Here is a 19,542-nt window from a genome sequence, read left to right on the forward strand (position 1 = left end):
GGGCGTCATGCGCATCATCGAGGCGACGCTCACTCCGCTGCACCTCACGCTGGTCCACCCCCTGAAGACGGCGAGGGGCTCCTACGCCACGCGCGACGGGTTCCTCGTGCGGCTGCGGGACGAAGAAGGCCACGTGGGGCAGGGTGAAGCCATGCCCCTGCCCGAGTTCGGCACGGAGTCCCTGGCCATGACGCACACGGTGCTGCGCGCGTGGCTGAGTTCGCTCCGGGGGCAGACGCTGGAGGACAGCATCGAGGGCGTGGAGGCCACGCTCGTCCCGTCCGCCAGCGAGGAGGTGCGCCAGCGCGGCGCGCGGATCCGAGGCATTGATCCGGAGGAGCCCGTCCCCGCCGCGCAGCATGGCCTGGAGCTGGCGCTGCTGGATCTGGTGGCCCAGCGCAAGGGCGTGCCCCTGTGCTGGCTGCTCGCGGAGGAGGCGCGGCAGGAGGTCCTGGTGAACGCGCTGCTGAGCGCGGAGGAGCCGGAGGCGCTGGCCCAGGAGGCGCGAGCGGCCGTGGCGGAGGGCTATCAGACGCTGAAGGTGAAGGTCGCGGGCCGCTCGCTGGACGCGGACGAGGCGCGGGTCCGGGCCGTGCGCGACGCGGTGGGGCCGCGCGTGCGCCTGCGCCTGGACGCGAACGGCGGCTGGACGGAGCCCGAAGCCAACCGCGCCCTGGATCGGCTGGGCTGGTACGACCTGGAGCTGGTGGAGCAGCCCACGCCTCCGGAGGACCTGCAGGCGCTGTGGCGGGTGCAGCGCCGCGCCCCGTGCATCATCGCCGCGGACGAGACGCTCGCCACGCCCGCCGCGGTGCGCACGCTCCTCACGATGGACCTGGGCGGCGGGCCGGCCGTGGGCGCGGTGGTGATCAAGCCGATGGTGCTCGGGGGGCTGCTGCCCTCCATGGTGGTGGCGCTGCGCGCGGCCCGCCTGGGCATGCACGCGTACGTCACCAGCTCCATCGACGGCGTGGTGGCCCGGGCAGGCGCCGCGCACCTGGCCTCCGCGCTGCCGTCAGGAGAGCTGGCCTCCGGCCTGGCCGTGGGACGGCTCTTCGCGGACGAGCCCAAGGATCATCCCTATCAACCCCAACAGGGACTCGTGCGGCTGCGCGACCTGCCCGGGCTGGGATTGAACCCGGACCTCATCTTGGATCGCTAGGCCGGGAGCCGCGGCCGTTCCACGCACGGAGCTGCATGGCCATGATCTACGACTGCCCCATCCGCGAAGGCGCGCGGCAGCATCCCCATGCGGAGGCGCTGCGCTTCACGGGACGGACCTGGACCTACCGCGCGCTGGACGAAGAGGTGACGCGCTGGACGCAGGCCCTGTCCGCGCGAGGCATCTCACAGGGGGACCGCGTGGCGATGCTCTCCACGAGCCACCCGGCGGTGACCTTCCTCTTCTGGGCGATGGGCCGCCTGGGCGCGATCTTCGCGCCGCTCAACGCCCGGCTCACACCGGCGGAGCTGCGGCCCCTGCTGGAGGACGTCGAGCCCCGGCTCACGCTGGCGCTCGGTGCCCTGCGCGACAGGCTCCCGGAGGCGGAGGCCCTGGAGTCCTTCCCCGACGGCGTGACGAGGGACTCCGTGCCCGAGCGCGCCTGGGACGCGGACACGTCCCGGGTCATCCTCTTCACCAGCGGGACGACAGGCAGGCCCAAGGGGGCCGTCCTCACGGAAGGCGCCTTCCGCGCCTCATGCCGCGCCTCCGCGGCGAACCTGGGCGCGCACCCCGCGCCGCGCTGGCTGGGCACGCTGCCCCTGTTCCACGTCGGGGGCCTGGCCATGCTCACGCGCACCGCCTACGAAGGCGGCTGCCTCCTCCTGCACGAGCGCTTCGACGCGGACGCCGTCAACCACGCCATCGACACGGAGGGCGCGTCCCACGCCAGCTTCGTCGCCACCACGCTGGAGCGGGTGCTGGACGCGCGGAGGGATCGCCGGCTGCCCTCGACCTTCCAGTGCGCGCTCATCGGCGGAGGTCCCGTCCCCACGGCCCTGCTCACCCGGGCACGGGCCGCGGGACTCCTGGCCCTCCAGACCTACGGCCTCACCGAGGCCTGCTCCCAGGTCACCACCGAGCGCCCCTCGGAAGCGGATGGCCGCACCGCGGGACCGCCCCTGCCAGGGCTCGAGGTCCGCATCGTCGGGACCGACGGCGCGGCGCTCGGTGAAGGACACGAAGGGGACGTGGAGGTCCGCGGCCCCACGCTCATGGCCCGCTACTGGCGCCAGCGCGAGGCCACGCGCGACGCCTTCCATGACGGCTGGCTGCGCACCCGCGACGTGGGCGTCCTGGACGCGAAGGGGCGCCTCACCCTCCTGTCGCGCCGCACGGACCTCATCGTGCGGGGAGGGGAGAACCTCTACCCGGCCGAGATCGAAGCCGTTCTCGCCAACCACCCGGCCATCCTGGAGTCCGCCGTCGTCGGCGTGCCCGAGCCCCAATGGGGCGAGGTCCCCGTCGCCTTCGTCGTCCTGCGCCCCGGCCACGCCCTCCCCGAGGACCTGGACGCCTGGTGCCGCCAGTCGCTGGCGCGCTTCAAGGTGCCCACCCACTTTGTTGCAATTGAAACATTGCCTCGGAACGCCATGAGCAAGGTGGAGCGCCCCGTCCTAAGGGAACGCGCCCGGTCTCATCCCCCGTATCAGCCAGGGTCCTAGCAACCCTGTTTTCCTGATGGGTGGGGTTCACAGGACTCGCTGAGAAGACCTGTCAGGTCGGGTTATATAATATTCCGTTGTGGGGGGATCCTGAGAGGAAGCTCACGGTGAGTACCGCAGTGGAAGCAGTGAAGGTGGAAGGGCAGTCCGAGGCGATCCACATCGACGCGCACGCCGGCAACGCCGCTGGCGCGATGAAGTGCCCCCATCTGGGCGCCCAGTACAACCCGTTCGCGGGGCCGCACGTCGAGGACCCACATCCGTTCTACGCGCAACTGAGGCGGGACGCGCCCGTCAGCTACAACCCCATGCTGGGGATGTGGCTGGTGAGCCGTTACGAGGACATCTGCCACGTGCTGAAGGATCCGGCGCGCTACTCGTCGGCGGACCTGGGCAACATGGGCTCCGTGCTGTCCCCGGCGACGCTCGCGGTGCTCGCCGAGGGCTATCCCCTGGCGGACAGCCTGATCAACTCGGATCCGCCCGCGCACACCCGGCTGCGCAAGCTGCTGGGGCGCGGCTTCTCCGCCCAGCGCATCTCCGCGCAGGAAGCCCCCATCCGCGCCGTCTCCGAGGAGCTCATCCAGGCCTTCGCGCGCAAGGGACACGCGGACCTGGTGACGGAGTTCGCGTACCCGCTGCCCGTGCGGGTCATCCTGGGCATGGCGGGCGTGCCCCAGGAGGACATGGCGGACATCAAGCGCTGGTGTGACGACTTCTTCCGGATGATCTTCACCCGCGTCCCCGCCGAGGAGCAGCCGCCGCTCGCCCGGAGCTGGGTCACCTTCCAGCACTACGTCGCCCGCCTCATCCGCGACCGCACGGACGAGCCGCGCGACGACCTGATCAGCTACCTGGTCACCACCGACGCGGACGGCGAAGCGCTCACGCTGCCGGAGCTGATCATCGCCATCGCCGGGAGCATGCTGGCGGCGGGCCACGAGACCACGACCGCGCTGCTCGCCCAGTGCTGGAAGCAGGCCCTGCTCCAGCCCGGCCTCTGGCAGCGGCTGCGCGAGGACCGCTCGCTGGTGCCGCACCTCATCGAGGAGACGCTGCGCTTCGACTCCGTGGCGCACGGGATGATCCGCACCACCCTGGAGGACGTGGAGCTCGCGGGCGTCGCGCTGCCCAAGGGCTCGCGGCTGCTCCTGCTCTACGCGTCCGGCAGCCGTGACGCCGCGCTGCTCGCGGACGGCGACCACTTCGACATCTCCCGGCACCACCCGACGCACCTGGGCTTCGGCCGGGGCATCCACTTCTGCATCGGGGCGCCGCTCGCGCGGCTGGAGGCGCTCATCGCCACCAACCTGCTGCTGGATCAACTCCCGGACCTGAAGCTGGAGGAGAACCCGGACTTCGGCCACACGCAGTCGCTGACCATCCGCACCATCCAGCACCTGCGCGTGAACTGGACCCCCGCCGGGACCTGAACGCCGCCCGCCCGGCTCCCGCCCCGCCCGTGGTGCCCCCACGGACGGGCCGGGTGCTTCATCCGCGTCTCAGCACTCCGACGCGGGGTGCCCCCAGGGGTTGCTGCGCGGATACTGGCGCAGCAGCGTGCACAGGCGGTGCGCGGCGACCATCGTCGCGGACGGCCGCGGCGGCTCGGCGTGCATCGCTGTCTGGCCCAACCGGGCCGCCTGCAGTGCCAGCGCGTGCTGGACTTCGGGAGACCAGCGCTTGAATTCAAGCCATTCCATGAGCCTGCTCCTCGTTGAAGGAGCGGCCATTGAACCCCCTTCAAACCTGGAAATCACGACGCCCCGCGTCGGCCCGGGGCGTCAGTGACCTCCTGCTGACAGCCCACTCAGGCTTTCGAGGGGGTGGCGGGTCGGCCAATGAGCATCATCAGGCCGAAGGGGTTCCCCGGGTTGGTGAGCCGGTCGATGTCCCAGACGTAGTCGTCGCTCAGGCCGTGGGTGAGCTCGCGCATCTCCTCCACGGAGTACGTGCGCAGACAGGACACCACGCCGTCGAACGCCGCCGCGATGGGGATGAGCGGCATGAGGTAGGTGAGGGCGAGCCTGTCCGCGCGCACGGGGCGGATGAACGGCGTCGTCAGCGGCACGTTGATCAGCGCCGCCGCCGTCATCGCGATGGCCGGCCCGCGCCGCTCCACCAGCTCCATGATGGCGATGCCCCGGCGCTGGGCCACGGCGTCCGCCAGCACCTTGCGCGCCATGTCCGGCGGCAGGTGGTGGAACGAATTGCACATGATGCGGAAGCCCTTGTACGTCGCGGGCACCGCCGTCGCGTCCACCGGCGTCGTCACATAGTCGATGCGGCCGGGGTTCGCCGCCTTCGCCTTCTCGAACGCGGAGACCTCCGGGTACAGGTCCGTCAGCAGCGCCGTCGCCTGGTAGCCCTCCTGCGTCTCCAGCATCTCCAGCAGCTTCGGCACCGGCCCCGCGCTGCCGGACGCCATGTCCAGCAACTGCGTCTCGCCCATCGCCGCCATCGCGCCCTTGAGCCGCTTCACGAACTCCGAATAGCGGTCATCCGACAGGCTCCACACGTACGCGAGGAAGTCCGTCACCCCCCGGCGCAGCACCTTCGGGAACCAGGGCTGATCCTCCAATTCAAAAAGTTGCAGTCTGGGCATAATCGCTGGGCGCTCCAAGGGGCTCAGGGGGGAGACAACTCCCGCACTGTCCCGCAGTCCCGCGCGACGTACAAGGGGCGCCTTCCAGGGCCATCCGCACACATCCGCAGTGCGGGGGATCCCAACAAACCCTTCATTTCCTGCCGCCGCCACGAAACTTTGAAGCCTTGCAGGAAAACACTGCACGAAAGGCAGACATCCGCGCCACGGGATGATCCGCCGCCGCAAGGTTTCTGAAGGGGTGCGTTTGATTATCAGGCAGTCGGAGTGACGCCGGCCGGGTGTTTCTGACTCGGGGGCGGGCAACCCGGAACGCGCTGAAACAGCGTATCCAGAGTGGGGTTGCCGGAGTTTATAGGTATTATTACTTACGACCGAGGGGGGCTTCGGTCGTCCGGTCGCTCGGTTCAACGCGGATAGCTGGCACACAACGGGAGGGAGTAATGGCTCCGGAATCTGTTGATGTGATCGTCGTCGGAAGCGGCCCGGTGGGTGCCATGGCGGCCAACCTGCTTGGCCAGTACGGCCTGCGCACCGTGGTCATCGAGAAGGAGACCACCGCGCACACCCAGTCCCGCGCCATCAACGCGGACGACGAAGCGCAGCGCATCTTCCAGGCCGCGGGTCTCACGGGCGAGCTGGGGCCGGGCTTCCACCCGTGCCTGAAGATGACCTACGTGGATGACGAGATGCGGATGCTCGCCGAGGTGGACTTCACCAAGGTGGAGCGCCCCAACGGCCACTACATCGGCGCGCTCTTCAACCAGCCCCGGCTGGAGGCCTCGCTGCACCGCGGCCTGGAGCGCTTCGCGCACGTCACCATGTGGCGCGGCCACGAGGTCGAATCCTTCATGCAGGACGACGACGGCGTGTCCGTGCGCGTGAAGGACAACGTCGCCGGCCGCACCATGACGGTGCGCGCGCGCTACCTGCTCGCGTGCGACGGCGCCAAGAGCGGCATCCGCCGCCGCCTGGGCCTGAAGCTGGAGGGCACCACGGCGCTGGAGCACGCGCTGGCCATCTCCGTGGAGACGCAGTCGTCCGCGCCGGACTTCACCTACTACCCCTGCGGCCCGGAGCGCGTGGGCATCGTGACGCGCACCGCGCACGACGAGATGCGCTTCGACACGGTCATCAAGCCGGGGCAGGACCTGGAGAAGGTGAAGACGCCCGAGTACGTGCGGAGCATCATCGCCCCCTTCATCGACCCGGACACCGTGAAGGTGAAGAGCGTCAACCTCTACGCCTACCACAGCCGCATGGCGGAGAAGTGGCGCGTGGGCCGGGTGTTCCTGCTCGGAGACGCGGCGCACCTGATGCCGCCGTTCCTGGGCCAGGGCCTGTGCTCCGGCCTGCGCGACGCGGCGAACCTCACCTGGAAGCTGGCGCACGTGCTGGGCGGCGCGGCGGACGCGTCGCTGCTGGACACCTATGAGGTGGAGCGCCGGCCGCACGCCGCGGAGATGATGCGGCTGTCGGACTCGCTGGGCTCGATGCTGGCGTCCGGCGGCCCGTTCATGGCCCGCGCGCGCAACGCCTTCATCAAGCTGCTGTACCGCATGCCCGTCACCGGCCCCTTCATCCGCGAGTACAAGATGAAGCCGAACCTCTTCCACGCGGAGGGGTTCCTCTTCGGCGGCAAGCGCGGCAAGTCCAAGCAGGCGGCGGAGGGCGCCTACTTCCCGCAGCCGCGCGTGGAGCACGGCGAGGAAGGGGAGCGCCCGCTGGATGACATCATCGGCCAGCGCTTCGCGGTGCTGACGCGGCCGGGCGCGCCCGCGGAGGTCCAGCAGGCCGCCAGGACGCTGGCGGAGGACATCGGCGGTGTGTGGCTGTCCGTGGCGCCGGCGGCGCGCTCCGGCGCGGGCCGCTCCGGCGAGGTGGTGGACCTGGAGGGCAAGCTGGGCGAGTGGTTCGCCCAGCACGGCTCGGACCTGGTCGTGCTGCGCCCGGACCGCTACGTCTACGCGGCCACGAACAGCGCGGGCGTCGCGCAGGTCCACGCTTCGCTGAAGCAGGCCATCCGCCCGCTCACCCGCTGGGGCAACCGCAACTCCCGGCGGGCGGCGCAGCTCGGGGCCTGAGGCATCTTCAGGCGGCGGCGGACTGGAGCAACTGCTTCGCCTTCGCCATGCAGTCGCCGTAGAAGCGCAGGTAGATGTCCAGGGCACGGGCGCCCGTCTTCGCGATGGTCGCCGCGTGCTCGGGCTTCTGGCCCAGCAGCTTGTTGAGCATGACCTCGTTGAGCGCCGTGTGGCCCACGTCCAGCTCCACGTGCTCCTTGATGAACGACAGCGAGTTCATCACGTCCGGGCCCAGCACGCGCTTGCACTGCTCGATGAGCCGGGGCGCGAACACCACCGACAGGTTTTCAATCTCGTACTCGATGGCGACCTGGCCGCCTGGCATGGGGCCCGCGATGGTCTCCTCGTGGATCTCCCGGTACTCCTGCATGGCCCGGGTGGGGGCCTGCGCCATCAGGGCCTCCGCGTCCAGCTTGGGGAAGCGGCGCGCGTTCCAGCCCGCCACCAGGTTCTTCGTGTCCTCCACCATCATCAGGTGGTGACCGGCCTCGTGCTTGGCGTGGGTGATCAGCTTCTCGCCCACGTCCACCATCCCCGCCTTCACGCACGCCTCACCGGCGCGGCGGATCCACCCGTCCACGGGCTCCGTCATGTAGACGCCCAGGGCACACAACTGGATGAGGAAGGCCTCCAGCAGGGCGGGCTCCACGTTGGGGTCCAGCAGCGTCGTCACGTGGGGGCCGGTCGCCAGCAGGTTGCGGACGTCGGTGACGTGGGGGAGGTACTGCTCTTCGACGAGGGGCTTGTTCATGGGGGGGATCCTCAACGGGAGTGGGCACCACGGCGCCCGATGGTGAGTTCGCTGATGTGCTCCAGGAAGTCCGGGACGAGCTTGGCGGAGATGATCCACAGGTAGGGATCCGGCCCGTCGTGCAGGCCGCACTCCTGCACGTAGTCGCCGCCCTCGTCCTCGCGCAGGTAGAGGAAGGAGGGGCGGTTGCGCGCGGCGTACCAGCGGCGGGCCGCGTCCAGGAGCGCCGAGTACGCGCGCGTCCCGTCTCCCAGCAGGGAGAACAGGCGCGTGTTGTCCAGCAGGCGGAAGAGGTTCGCGCCCAACTGGCCCAGCTCCACCACGGCGGCGGCGTGGGGGACGCCGTCGCGGCGGGCGACCAGGACGGTGCGCTCGCGCTCCATGCCGAAGCTCTTCCACTTCGCCGTCACCGGACCCATGTCCAGCCGGTCGCGGGTGAGGTCCAACGACTGCACGTAGCACTCGGGGAACTGCTGCGCGATGGTCGCCGCCAGCAGGCTCAGCTCGCTCGCGGTGGCGGGGCCCACCGTGTACGGGTGCACGCGGCCGGTCAGCTCGTTGCTGAAGGCCTTCATCTTCTGGATCTTCCGCGTGTAGGCCAGGGGAGAGCCGGCCTCCATCTGGCGCTGCGCGTACTTCACGTGCGCCTTGTTGATCCACGGGTTGAGCGCCTCCACGTAGGCCACCACCCAGTGGAAGTCCGGGTCGCTCTGCGGGTGCTCGAAGGTGCGCAGGTAGAGGTCGCGCATGATGGCGCCCGCCTCCTTCAACCCCTCCGGCGGCTTGCCGGGCCGCTTCGCCACCTGGTGGCCCAGCCACGCGTTGCGGTACGGCTTGGTGAAGGACAGCGTCGCTTCAATGCCGCGCTCGGACGGCCACACCGCGTTGCAGAACAACTGCGGCACCTCCGCGGCGCGCTTCGCGAGCGACGCGAAGTTCTGCTTCAGCTCCTCGAACTCCGCCGGGGTGCTGCCACCCAGGCTGAAGAAGCCGGAGCGGTTGAACAGATCCCAGAGCTGATCCACCAGGCCCTCGCTGGTGCGAGTGGCGGGGGACAGCGTCTGCGACACGAAGCGCACCCAGCGCGCCTCGTCGGAGGAGTAGGGCAGCACGCTCAGGCCGCACAGCACGGTGCCGTCCGCGCGCAGGCTGCTGACGTAGCGGACCTCGCCGCGCACGCTGACGCGCTGGCCATCGCCCAGCTCCAGCTCGATGAGGGGCGGCAGCAGGCCGGGGAAGAGCAGGTCCTGCGGCTGGCAGCGCATGCACAGGCCGGAGAAGGAGATGTCCAGCACCTCGCGGCGCAGCAGCCCCTGCTCCCGCCAGAGCGGGTGGTGGAACCGGGCGTGCACGCCATCGGGGGCGGGGACGCGGCGGTGCCAGCGGTGACGGATGCGGAACAGCTCCGCGGGCAGCGAGGTGAAGAGGCGGTCACCCTCGGTCCGGCCCGTCTCCGCGCGCAGGCGGTAGGCGGAGTTGTAGCCGATGACGTCAATGTCGTACGCCGGCTCGCCGAAGTCCGGGGTGGACTCCTCCGTGCGCCACTCCAACTGACCGGAAGAGGCGTGGAAGCGCTCCAGCACCATGCGCACCACCCGGCCCTGGCGGCGCAGCACGCCCTTGTTCCCGGACGCGCAGATGGCGGTGAAGATGGAGCGGATCCGCTCCGGGTCCGTGATGATGTCCTGCACGGGCAGCGCGGAGGCCGCCGGCACCGCCACGCCCTGGCGCAGCGCGTCCGCCAGGAAGCCCAGGATCTGCCGCCCCTGCTCCAGCGTCACGCCCACCAACTGCAGCCCCACCGGCGCGTTCGGGACGTCCATGTCCGTCCGGATGAAGGCGCCATTGAGCGGTCCAATCGTGGCGCCGTTGCACGCCAGGTACACGGGGAAGGTGCGCGACTCGGTCGTGTCCGCCAGCGGCTGCCGCGGGGCCACCCACACCACCGTCGGGGACAGCCGCGTCACGTCACCCAGCACCGCGTCCGGCCGGCCCACCGCGCAGGTGATGGCCGTGGGGCCGCTGCCGTGCAGCGAGTAACCCGAGTCATCCAGGGCGGCTTCAGCGGGGGGAAGGGGAATCACGTTGTGCAGCGCGTCGCCACTGCCGAATTCGATCGCATGCCGGAACTTCGAGGACGCCGGGAAGCCTCCATCCATCGTCAGGACTCCCCTCTTGCGGGCAGCGCTACCATTCGTGGTCGGCGATGTTGCGAGCACAACACTTCCTCCCTGATTCACTGGAGACGCTGACGGCTCTGGATTCTGGGAGGACATATTGGAGATCTCGGCCGTAACAGTCAAATCGAATTTATATGCCTGGGCTGTTTTTCCGCCGGACCCCCTGACTCACCCTGGGTCATAGTTGACCGTGGATATAAGGGTTTTCCGAGGAGCAATACGGACCCAGCGTGCGCATTCTTATCAGCAAAGTGGCGCAGAGCTGTAACCCTCCTTCACACGGAAAAGCGGGCGAGACCCGGGGCTGACGGGCAATGGACCGTGTCAGGGGTGGCCGTTAAGGTCGGGTGCTTCTGGGCAGGGGAAGGGAGCCGCGAATGAGCGCAGCGCTGGATGTGGTGGGGTTGCCGGGGGGCGCGGGCGCCTTCCCTGGTGGACAGGGGCTCGAGCCCGTGGACCTTCCGGAAGTCTTCCAGGTGGACGTGTCGCGGTGTGTGCGCGACGTGCTGCAGTTGCTCCGCGCGACACGCCGGCTGCACGACGTGGAGGTGGCGCTGGAGCTCCCCGAGGACCCGGTGATGGCCCGGGTCAGCGGGCGCCGCGTGGAGCAGGTCCTGCTGCTGCTGGTCGCCCACGCCGCGGACATGGCCCCTCCACGGGCCCCCGCCGTGCGGGTGGTGGTGGATCCGCCGGACGACTTCGGGGACGAGGGCCCCCGCTTCCAGGTGGTGATGCCGGGCGTGAGCCTCTCCGAGCGGGAGACGCACTCCGTGGTGCTGTCGCCCCTGCGGGTGGGCAGCCCCCAGCGCAAGCTGGCCCGGGCCCGGGAGCTGGTGGATTCCATGGGCGGTGAGTTCGCGCTGGAGCGGCTGGACGGAGGGACGGCGGTGCGCGTCCAGTTGCCGGCGCCCGGGCTCGCGAGCTTCTAGCCCCGGTCCAAATCCGGAATAACGATCCTGCTTCCGGACCATTGGCTGCGATAAGCGCGGCACGCCCCGGGTGCGTCCAACCCAGGGGGACGTGCGGCCAAACTCCTTGACGACCGGGGGCGGGTTCCGGACTATCCGCCGCCTCTCAATACCCCGGTCTCAATCAGGAGTTTGCGTTCATGGCGCCTCCCTCTGGCGAGAAGATCACCCTGCAGAACGGCAAGCTGACCGTTCCGAACAACCCGATCATCCCCTACATCGAGGGCGACGGCACCGGCCGCGACATCTGGAAGGCCTCGCAGGCCGTGTTCGACGCGGCGGTGGAGAAGGCCTACGGCGGCAAGAAGAAGATCTCCTGGTACGAGGTGCTGGCCGGCGAGAAGTCCTTCAAGCAGGTGAACAACTGGCTGCCGGACGAGACGGTCGCCGCGTTCCGCGAGTACCTGGTGGGCATCAAGGGCCCGCTGACGACGCCGGTGGGCGGTGGCATCCGCTCCCTGAACGTGGCGCTGCGCCAGATGCTGGACCTGTACGTCTGCCTGCGCCCCGTGCGCTACTTCAAGGGCGTGCCCTCTCCGGTGAAGCAGCCGGACAAGGTGGACATGGTCATCTTCCGTGAGAACACGGAGGACATCTACGCTGGCATCGAGTTCGAGGCCGGCACCGCGCAGGCGGAGAAGTTCCTGGGCTGGCTGAAGCAGGAGTTCCCCAAGGAGGCGGGCAAGATCCGCTTCCCCGCGAACGTGGGCATCGGCATCAAGCCCGTGTCGAAGGAAGGCACGGAGCGCCTGGTGCGCGCGGCCATCCAGTACGCGGTGGACCTGAAGCGCAAGAGCGTCACCCTGGTCCACAAGGGCAACATCATGAAGTTCACCGAGGGCGCGTTCCGCAAGTGGGGCTACGACCTCGCGGCGCGCGAGTTCGGTGACAAGGTCTACACCTGGGACCAGTGGGAGGCCACCAAGGCCGCCAAGGGCGAGGACGCCGCCAACGCCGAGCAGAAGGCCGCGGTGTCCGCCGGGAAGATCATCGTCAAGGACTCCATCGCGGACATCACCCTGCAGCAGGTGCTGACCCGTCCGGACGAGTTCGACGTCATCGCCACGCTCAACCTCAACGGCGACTACCTGTCGGACGCGCTCGCGGCGCAGGTGGGCGGCATCGGCATCGCGCCGGGCGGCAACATCAACTACGTCTCCGGCCACGCCGTCTTCGAGGCCACCCACGGCACCGCGCCGAAGTACGCGGACCTGGACAAGGTGAACCCGGGCTCCGTCATCCTCTCCGGTGAGATGATGCTGCGCCACATGGGCTGGCACGAGGCCGCGGACCTGATCATCAAGGGCATGGACAAGGCCATCGCGGCGCGCACCGTGACGTACGACTTCGCGCGCCTGATGAAGCTGGAGACGAAGGAGACCGTGTCCGAGGTGAAGTGCTCGGAGTTCGGTCAGGCCATCATCAAGCACATGTAGTCCCCACCCCAAAGCAGGAGGGCGAAACCATGGCTCACAAGAAGAAGAAGATCGGCCTCATTGGCGGCGGTCAGATCGGCGGCAACCTGGCGCTGCTGGCGGTCCAGAAGAACCTGGGCGACGTGGTGCTGTACGACATCCCGGCCGCCGAGGGTCTGGTCAAGGGCAAGGCGCTGGACATCAACCAGTTGTCCGCGGTGGACGGCTACGACTGCCGCGTCACCGGCTCCACGGACTGGAAGGACGTCGCGGGCTCGGACGTGATCATCATCACGGCCGGCGTGCCCCGGAAGCCCGGCATGTCCCGCGAGGACCTGCTGGACGTCAACCTGAAGATCATGAAGGACGTGGCGGGCAACATCAAGCAGCACGCCCCGGACGCCTTCGTCATCAACGTGGCCAACCCGCTGGACGCGATGGTGTTCGCGCTCCACAAGATCGCCGGCCTGAAGGACAACATGGTCGTGGGCATGGCGGGCGTGCTGGACACCAGCCGCTTCAAGTGCTTCGTGGCCGAGGCCCTGGGCGTGTCCATCCGTGACGTGGAGGCGCTCGTCCTCGGCGGCCACGGCGACGACATGGTCCCGCTCGTGCGCCACAGCACCGTGGGCGGCGTGCCCCTGACCCAGCTCATCGCCAAGGACAAGCTGGACGCCATCATCGACCGCACCCGCAAGGGCGGCGCGGAGCTGGTGGGCCTGTACAAGACGGGCAGCGCCTACTTCGCCCCGGCGTCCTCCTCCATCGCCATGGCGGAGAGCTTCCTCTTCGACCGCAAGCGCGTGCTGCCGGCCGCCGCCCTGCTCAAGGGCCAGTACGGCATCAAGGACTTCTTCTTCGGCGTCCCCGCGCAGATCGGCGCGAACGGCGTGGAGAAGATCATCGAGGTCGAGCTGAACGACGCGGAGAAGGCCGAGCTGAACAAGTCCTTCACCTCCGTGAAGGGCACCGTCGAGCTCGTGAAGCTGTAGTCCCCGGCACGTCGGCCGGGCCCGCCGGAAGCTTGCTGGCGGGCCCGCCTGATGCCGTGAATGATCCGGGCTTATCGCCCGGCGGACCGTCGTTGCGGCGGTATTTTTCCAAGTTAATTAGCGTGTTGGACTGTACCTGGCACGGGTGCGGGGCAGCGTCGCGAAGCAGGACTTCAGCGGCCCCCCGTGAAGGCACCCCCCCGGCAGCCGGTGCTCAAGGAGACGATGATGGCGGCAGCAGCGCGATTCACGGTGGTGGGCGGCGGTCTGGCCGGGCTGATGACGACGATCAAGCTGGCGGAGGCGGGTCACCAGGTGGACGTGCTCTCGCTCGTCCCCGTCAAACGCTCGCACTCCGTCTGCGCCCAGGGCGGCATCAACGGCGCGGTGAACACGAAGGGTGAGGGCGACCACCCGGACATCCACGTGAAGGACACGCTGCGCGGCGGCGACTTCCTCGCGGAGCAGGTGTCCGTGAAGGGCATGTGCTACGCGGCGCCCGGCATCATCTACCTGCTGGACCGCATGGGCGTGACGTTCAACCGCACGCCGGAAGGCCTGCTGGACTTCCGCCGCTTCGGCGGCACCCTGCACAACCGCACCGCGTTCGCGGGCGCCACCACCGGCCAGCAGTTGCTCTACGCGCTGGACGAGCAGGTCCGCCGCTACGAGGCGGAGGGCAAGGTCACCAAGTACGAGTACTGGGAGTGGCTGGGCACGGTGAAGGACGAGTCCGGCCGCTGCATCGGCAGCGTGGCCATGGACCTGCGCACCATGGAGATCCGCACCTTCCCGGCGGAGGCGGTGTGCCTGGCCACGGGCGGCCCCGGCATCGTCTTCGGGCGCTCCACCAACTCCATCATCAACACCGGCACCGCCGCGGGCCGCGCGTACATGGAAGGCGCGCTGTACGCCAACGGCGAGTTCATCCAGGTGCACCCCACCTCCATCCCGGGCGAGGACAAGCTGCGCCTGATGAGCGAGTCCGTGCGCGGCGAGGGCGGCCGCGTCTGGGTGCCCCGGAAGAAGGGTGACACGCGCAACCCCCGGGAGATCCCGGAGAGCGAGCGCTGGTACTTCCTGGAAGAGAAGTACCCCAAGTACAAGAACCTGGTGCCGCGCGACGTGGCCACGCGCGAGATCTTCATGGTCTGCCGCGACCTGGGCATGGGCCTGAACGGGCGCGACGGCGTGTACCTGGACGTGACGCACATCCCGGCCAAGACGCTCGACGCGAAGATCAAGGGCGTGATGGAGATCTACGAGAAGTTCGTCGGAGATGATCCGCGCCACACGCCCATGGTCATCTTCCCGGGCATGCACTACTCGATGGGCGGCCTGCACGTCTCCTTCGAGGCCGACCCGCGCACCCAGACGCCGCTGGACGGCAGCCCGGTGAACCAGAGCACGCGCATCCCGGGCCTGTACGCGGCCGGCGAGGCGGACTACGCCTTCCACGGCGCGAACCGCCTGGGCGCCAACTCGCTCCTGTCCTGCATCTACTCGGGCATGATCGGCGGCCCGGCGATGGCGTCCTTCGCCAAGAGCCAGACGACGAGCGCCGCGGCGATGCCGGAGAAGTACTTCGCGGACGCGAAGAAGTACTGGCAGGACCGCTTCGCCACCATCAAGGCGATGAACGGGCAGGAGAACCCGTACCAGATCGCCAAGGAGCTGGGCGAGGTGATGACGGAGAACTGCACCGTCGTCCGCTACAACGACCGCCTGAAGAAGACCATCGAGCGCGTGCGCGAGCTGAAGGACCGCTGGAGCCGCGTCAACGTGCTGGACACGGGCGTGGTCGCCAACCGCGCGCTGTCGTACACCAACCAGGTGTGGAACATGCTGGAGCTGGGCGAAGTGATCGCCACCAGCGCGCTCCTGCGCGACGAGAGCCGCGGCGCCCACTACAAGCCGGACTTCTCCCTGCCGGAGCCCAAGACGAAGGATCCGCGCGAGGATCCGCAGTGGATGGACCTGTGGCGCCAGCGCCACGAGAAGTGGGCGAAGACGACCATCGCCACCTACGCCGCCCAGGGCCCGCAGATCTCCTACCAGGACCTGCCCACGCCGGTGCTGGAGCCCGAGCCCCGCTGGTACGCGTAAGGGCGTTCGTTTGCTTTCCGGGCCCGCGCGCGGTGAGGCGCGGGTTTCCGCCACCTGATCTGGCAGTGAAGGGAAGGGCAGCCGCACCATGGACACCGCACAGGCGAGCGCCGTCAGCTCCAAGACCATCTCCTTCCGCATCTGGCGGCAGGATGATCCGAACAAGCCGGGCCACTTCGAGGAGTTCAAGGTTCCCTATACGAAGGGCGCCAACGTCATCTCCTGCCTGATGGAGATCCAGCGCAACCCCGTCACCGTGGAGGGCAAGAAGGTGGCCCCCGTGGTGTGGGACTCCGCGTGCCTCGAGGAGGTGTGCGGGAGCTGCGCCATGAACATCAACGGCCGGGTGCGCATGGCGTGCTCCGCCCTGGTGGACAAGCTCCAGCAGCCCATCACCCTGGAGCCCATGAAGAAGTTCCCGGTGGTGCGCGACCTCACCGTGGACCGCGACCGGATGTTCGAGTCGCTCAAGCGGGTGAAGGGCTGGGTCCCCGTCGACGGCACGTACAACCTGGGCCCCGGCCCGCGCCAGTCGCAGAAGGATCAGTCCGTGATGTACGTGCTGTCCACGTGCATCACCTGCGGAAGCTGCCTGGAGGCGTGCCCCCAGGTGACGCTGGACAACGACTTCATCGGCGCCGCCCCCATCAGCCAGGCCCGCCTGTTCAACATGCACCCCACGGGCAAGCTGAACGCGGAGGAGCGCACGCGCGCCCTCATGGGCCCCGGCGGCATCCAGGACTGCGGCAAGGCGCAGAACTGCGTGAAGGTCTGCCCCAAGGAGATCCCCCTCACGACCTCCATCGCGGTGATGAACCGCGAGGTCAGCAAGCTGATCATCAAGGACATCTTCTTCAAGGAAGAGGAGCAGAAGGCCTCCGCCGGTCCGGGTTGACCCTCTCGGACGCCGTCCTGGCTTGCTCGCGGCCCCGTGCCTGCGCCCCCTGTCGCTGGGGCGCCGGGCGGGGCCGTGTCCGTTAGGGTGAAGGCCGCCTCATCCGCCCGGACACCGGGTGTTATTGGTGAGAGGCGGAGCCTGTGTCCCGTCGCGACGCTGGAGGCCAAACGGCCTTGCCATCCGTCGTTTTCTGCGCAATGAGGGCCCGCGTTGACGCCCCGTGTAGGGGCTGTCCTCGTCTCCCCTCGTCCCACCCGGAGATTCGATGAAGATCCACGAGTACCAGGGCAAGGAACTCTTCCGGAAGTATGGCGTGCCCACGCCGCGCGGCATCCTCGCGCTTTCTCCCAACGAGGCGGAGGCCGCGGCGAAGGAGCTGGCCACGCCCGTCGTCGTCGTGAAGGCGCAGATCCACGCGGGCGGCCGCGGCAAGGGCGGCGGCGTGAAGCTGGCCAAGAGCCCCGCGGAGGCCAAGGAGCTCACCCAGCACATGCTGGGCATGATGCTCAAGACCATCCAGACCGGCCCGGAAGGGCAGAAGGTCAACAAGGTCTACATCGAAGAGGGTCTGGACATCGGCCAGGAGCTGTACCTGGGCGTGACGCTCGACCGCGCCACCAGCCGCATCACCTTCATGGCGTCCACCGAGGGCGGCGTGGAGATTGAAGAAGTGGCGGAGAAGCACCCGGAGAAGATCCTCCGCGCCGTCGTGGACCCCGCGATCGGCTTCGCGGACTTCCAGGGCCGCGAGCTGGCCTTCGGGCTGGGCCTGACGGGCCCCACGGTGAACAAGTTCGTCCAGTTCTGCAGCGCGCTCTACAAGATGTACGTGGAGACGGACGCGTCGCTCGTGGAGATCAACCCGCTGGTCATCCGCAAGAGCGGCGGCGTGGTGGCGCTCGACGCGAAGGTGAACTTCGACGAGAACGCGCTCTACCGGCACAAGGACCTGCTGGAGTACCGCGACCTGGCGGAGGAGGAGCCCCGCGAGACGCAGGCCAAGGAGTACGACCTGGCCTACATCGCGCTGGACGGCAACATCGGCTGCATGGTGAACGGCGCGGGTCTGGCCATGGCCACCATGGACACCATCAAGCTGGTGGGCGGCAACCCGGCCAACTTCCTGGACGTGGGCGGCGGCGCGAGCAAGGAGAAGGTGACGGCGGCCTTCAAGCTCATCCTCGCGGATCCGCAGGTCAAGGCGGTGCTCGTCAACATCTTCGGCGGCATCATGAAGTGTGACGTCATCGCGGAAGGCATCATCGCGGCGGCGAAGGAAGTGCAGTTGAAGATCCCGCTCGTCGTGCGCCTGGAAGGCACCAACGTGGAGCAGGGCAAGGAGCTGCTCCGCAACTCGGGCCTCGCCATCACCCCCGCGGACAACCTGCGCCAGGCGGCCGAGAAGGCCGTGGCGGCCATCAAGTAGGGCCTTCGCCCCCTCTTACCTGAAAGATCGCCATGAGCATCCTCGTCAACGAGAACACGAAGGTCCTCGTCCAGGGCATCACCGGTTCGGCGGGCTCGTTCCACGCCAAGCAGATGCTGGAGTACGGGACGAAGATTGTGGGCGGTGTCACGCCGGGCAAGGGCGGCACCTCCTTCGAGGGCAAGGTTCCCGTGTTCAACACGGTCGCCGACGCGGTGAAGCAGGCGGGCGCGAACACGTCCGTCATCTTCGTGCCGCCGCCCTTCGCCGCGGACTCCATCATGGAGGCCGCGGACGCCGGCATCTCCCTCATCATCACCATCACCGAGGGCATCCCGGTCAACGACATGGTGCGCGCCAAGCGCTACCTGCAGGGCAAGCCGGGCGTGCGCCTCATCGGCCCGAACTGCCCGGGCGTCATCACCCCCGGCGCCAGGTGCAAGATCGGCATCATGCCGGGCCACATCCACAAGCCGGGCCGCATCGGCGTGGTGTCCCGCTCCGGCACGCTGACCTACGAGGCCGTGCACCAGCTCACGCAGTTGGGCCTGGGCCAGTCCACCGCGGTGGGCATCGGCGGCGACCCGGTCAACGGCACCAACTTCGTGGACGTGCTGAAGCTCTTCCAGGCCGACCCGGAGACGGACGCCGTCATCATGATCGGTGAGATCGGCGGCAGCGCGGAGGAAGAGGGCGCCGAGTACGTCAAGCGCGAGTTCACCAAGCCGATCGCCGGCTTCATCGCCGGTCAGTCCGCGCCCCCGGGCAAGCGCATGGGCCACGCGGGCGCCATCATCTCCGGCGGCAAGGGCACGGCCTCGGAGAAGATCAAGGCGATGGAGGGCGCGGGCATCCTGATGGCCGCCAGCCCCGCCGAGCTGGGCACCACGCTGCAGGCGGCCGTCAAGCGCGGCCCGCCGAAGCGCTGAGCCGAACCTTTCACACGACCCACACACGAGGAGCCAAACACCATGGCCATCGAGCGCACGCTGTCCATCATCAAGCCCGACGGAGTGAAGAACAACCACGTCGGCGAGATCATCGCCCGGTTCGAGAAGGCGGGCCTGAAGCCCGTCGCCATCCGCCGGCAGCAGCTCTCCCAGGCGGAGGCCGAGGGCTTCTACGCCGTCCACAAGGCCCGGCCGTTCTTCAAGGACCTGGTGTCCTTCATGATCTCCGGCCCGGTGGTCCTGATGGCCCTGGAGGGTGAGAACGCCGTCCAGAAGAACCGCGACCTGATGGGCGCCACGGATCCGAAGAAGGCCGACAAGGGCACCATCCGCGCGGACTTCGCCCAGAGCATCGACGCGAACACGGTCCACGGCTCGGACAGCCTGGAGAACGCGAAGAACGAGGTCGCGTACTTCTTCCGCGAGACCGAAATCCACGGCTGAGCAGCCTCCAGCCTGGTGACAGCGGCCCGGTGTCCACGCCCCACGCGGCGCGGACC

Annotated in this window: 16 protein-coding genes; 12 read left to right on the forward strand and 4 right to left on the reverse strand. The window is 68.8% G+C overall.

Annotated elements, in window-relative coordinates:
- The first annotated feature begins 7 nt into the window (after window positions 1–7).
- The 3 genes from menC to K8556_RS00960 all read left to right on the forward strand — a co-directional run bounded on the left by menC (window position 8) and on the right by K8556_RS00960 (window position 4,100).
- Window positions 8–1,162, forward strand: coding sequence for an o-succinylbenzoate synthase (menC, locus tag K8556_RS00950; protein WP_223738139.1), 1,155 nt, complete (start codon window positions 8–10; stop codon window positions 1,160–1,162).
- Window positions 1,163–1,203: 41 nt separating this feature from the next.
- The gene (gene menE / locus K8556_RS00955) at window positions 1,204–2,667 is read left to right on the forward strand and encodes an o-succinylbenzoate--CoA ligase (RefSeq protein ID WP_223738140.1); all 1,464 of its coding nucleotides are present in this window, start codon (window positions 1,204–1,206) and stop codon (window positions 2,665–2,667) included.
- Between the two features lie 107 nt (window positions 2,668–2,774).
- Entirely contained in the window at window positions 2,775–4,100 is a 1,326-nt protein-coding gene (locus K8556_RS00960) for a cytochrome P450 (RefSeq protein ID WP_223738141.1), read from the forward strand.
- Window positions 4,101–4,169: 69 nt separating this feature from the next.
- Here K8556_RS00960 and K8556_RS00965 read toward each other — a convergent pair whose 3' ends face one another.
- Both K8556_RS00965 and K8556_RS00970 read right to left on the reverse strand, forming a co-directional pair.
- The gene (locus K8556_RS00965) at window positions 4,170–4,370 is read right to left on the reverse strand and encodes a hypothetical protein (RefSeq protein WP_120619305.1); all 201 of its coding nucleotides are present in this window, start codon (window positions 4,368–4,370) and stop codon (window positions 4,170–4,172) included.
- 107 nt (window positions 4,371–4,477) lie between these two features.
- Window positions 4,478–5,272: a hypothetical protein gene (locus tag K8556_RS00970; RefSeq protein WP_223738142.1), complete on the reverse strand. Its 795-nt coding sequence runs from the start codon at window positions 5,270–5,272 to the stop codon at window positions 4,478–4,480.
- Between the two features lie 443 nt (window positions 5,273–5,715).
- Here K8556_RS00970 and K8556_RS00975 point away from each other — a divergent pair, with 443 nt between their 5' ends.
- Window positions 5,716–7,356 (forward strand): bifunctional 3-(3-hydroxy-phenyl)propionate/3-hydroxycinnamic acid hydroxylase, encoded by a 1,641-nt coding sequence (locus K8556_RS00975; protein ID WP_223738143.1) that lies wholly within the window; start codon window positions 5,716–5,718, stop codon window positions 7,354–7,356.
- A 7-nt stretch (window positions 7,357–7,363) separates the two neighbouring features.
- Here the strand turns inward: K8556_RS00975 and K8556_RS00980 are convergent, their stop codons facing one another.
- A complete protein-coding gene (locus K8556_RS00980; RefSeq protein WP_223738144.1) occupies window positions 7,364–8,107 on the reverse strand; it encodes an iron-containing redox enzyme family protein in 744 nt (247 codons plus the stop codon).
- Window positions 8,108–8,118: 11 nt separating this feature from the next.
- Entirely contained in the window at window positions 8,119–10,266 is a 2,148-nt protein-coding gene (locus K8556_RS00985) for a hypothetical protein (RefSeq protein ID WP_223738145.1), read from the reverse strand.
- Between the two features lie 398 nt (window positions 10,267–10,664).
- On the opposite strand from K8556_RS00985, the gene K8556_RS00990 reads away from it, so the two are divergent.
- From K8556_RS00990 to ndk, 8 genes are all read left to right on the forward strand, one after another.
- Window positions 10,665–11,216, forward strand: a complete 552-nt coding sequence (locus tag K8556_RS00990) for a sensor histidine kinase (protein ID WP_223738146.1) — start codon at window positions 10,665–10,667, stop codon at window positions 11,214–11,216.
- Between the two features lie 179 nt (window positions 11,217–11,395).
- The gene (gene icd / locus K8556_RS00995) at window positions 11,396–12,691 is read left to right on the forward strand and encodes an NADP-dependent isocitrate dehydrogenase (protein ID WP_223738147.1); all 1,296 of its coding nucleotides are present in this window, start codon (window positions 11,396–11,398) and stop codon (window positions 12,689–12,691) included.
- 29 nt (window positions 12,692–12,720) lie between these two features.
- Window positions 12,721–13,662, forward strand: a complete 942-nt coding sequence (gene mdh / locus K8556_RS01000; protein WP_223738148.1) for a malate dehydrogenase — start codon at window positions 12,721–12,723, stop codon at window positions 13,660–13,662.
- Window positions 13,663–13,890: 228 nt separating this feature from the next.
- A complete protein-coding gene (gene sdhA, locus K8556_RS01005) occupies window positions 13,891–15,768 on the forward strand; it encodes a succinate dehydrogenase flavoprotein subunit (protein ID WP_255651299.1) in 1,878 nt (625 codons plus the stop codon).
- 88 nt (window positions 15,769–15,856) lie between these two features.
- Window positions 15,857–16,663 (forward strand): succinate dehydrogenase iron-sulfur subunit, encoded by an 807-nt coding sequence (sdhB, locus tag K8556_RS01010; protein WP_223738150.1) that lies wholly within the window; start codon window positions 15,857–15,859, stop codon window positions 16,661–16,663.
- Window positions 16,664–16,931: 268 nt separating this feature from the next.
- Window positions 16,932–18,092: an ADP-forming succinate--CoA ligase subunit beta gene (sucC, locus tag K8556_RS01015; protein WP_223738151.1), complete on the forward strand. Its 1,161-nt coding sequence runs from the start codon at window positions 16,932–16,934 to the stop codon at window positions 18,090–18,092.
- Between the two features lie 32 nt (window positions 18,093–18,124).
- Window positions 18,125–19,021, forward strand: coding sequence for a succinate--CoA ligase subunit alpha (sucD, locus tag K8556_RS01020; RefSeq protein WP_223738152.1), 897 nt, complete (start codon window positions 18,125–18,127; stop codon window positions 19,019–19,021).
- A gap of 42 nt (window positions 19,022–19,063) precedes the next feature.
- On the forward strand, window positions 19,064–19,486 hold the full coding sequence (gene ndk, locus K8556_RS01025) for a nucleoside-diphosphate kinase (RefSeq protein ID WP_120546387.1): 423 nt from the start codon (window positions 19,064–19,066) through the stop codon (window positions 19,484–19,486).
- Window positions 19,487–19,542 lie beyond the last annotated feature (56 nt).

This window comes from Corallococcus sp. AS-1-12 (genome assembly GCF_020036995.1).
GTDB lineage: Bacteria > Myxococcota > Myxococcia > Myxococcales > Myxococcaceae > Corallococcus.

Coding starts and splice junctions, on each gene's coding strand:
- menC (WP_223738139.1), top strand. CDS start 8: ATGCGCATCATCGAGGCGACGCTCACTCCGCTGCACCTCACGCTGGTC.
- menE (WP_223738140.1), top strand. CDS start 1,204: ATGATCTACGACTGCCCCATCCGCGAAGGCGCGCGGCAGCATCCCCAT.
- K8556_RS00965 (WP_120619305.1), bottom strand. CDS start 4,370: ATGGAATGGCTTGAATTCAAGCGCTGGTCTCCCGAAGTCCAGCACGCG.
- K8556_RS00970 (WP_223738142.1), bottom strand. CDS start 5,272: ATGCCCAGACTGCAACTTTTTGAATTGGAGGATCAGCCCTGGTTCCCG.
- K8556_RS00975 (WP_223738143.1), top strand. CDS start 5,716: ATGGCTCCGGAATCTGTTGATGTGATCGTCGTCGGAAGCGGCCCGGTG.
- K8556_RS00980 (WP_223738144.1), bottom strand. CDS start 8,107: ATGAACAAGCCCCTCGTCGAAGAGCAGTACCTCCCCCACGTCACCGAC.
- K8556_RS00985 (WP_223738145.1), bottom strand. CDS start 10,266: ATGGATGGAGGCTTCCCGGCGTCCTCGAAGTTCCGGCATGCGATCGAA.
- K8556_RS00990 (WP_223738146.1), top strand. CDS start 10,665: ATGAGCGCAGCGCTGGATGTGGTGGGGTTGCCGGGGGGCGCGGGCGCC.
- icd (WP_223738147.1), top strand. CDS start 11,396: ATGGCGCCTCCCTCTGGCGAGAAGATCACCCTGCAGAACGGCAAGCTG.
- mdh (WP_223738148.1), top strand. CDS start 12,721: ATGGCTCACAAGAAGAAGAAGATCGGCCTCATTGGCGGCGGTCAGATC.
- sdhA (WP_255651299.1), top strand. CDS start 13,891: ATGGCGGCAGCAGCGCGATTCACGGTGGTGGGCGGCGGTCTGGCCGGG.
- sdhB (WP_223738150.1), top strand. CDS start 15,857: ATGGACACCGCACAGGCGAGCGCCGTCAGCTCCAAGACCATCTCCTTC.
- sucC (WP_223738151.1), top strand. CDS start 16,932: ATGAAGATCCACGAGTACCAGGGCAAGGAACTCTTCCGGAAGTATGGC.
- sucD (WP_223738152.1), top strand. CDS start 18,125: ATGAGCATCCTCGTCAACGAGAACACGAAGGTCCTCGTCCAGGGCATC.
- ndk (WP_120546387.1), top strand. CDS start 19,064: ATGGCCATCGAGCGCACGCTGTCCATCATCAAGCCCGACGGAGTGAAG.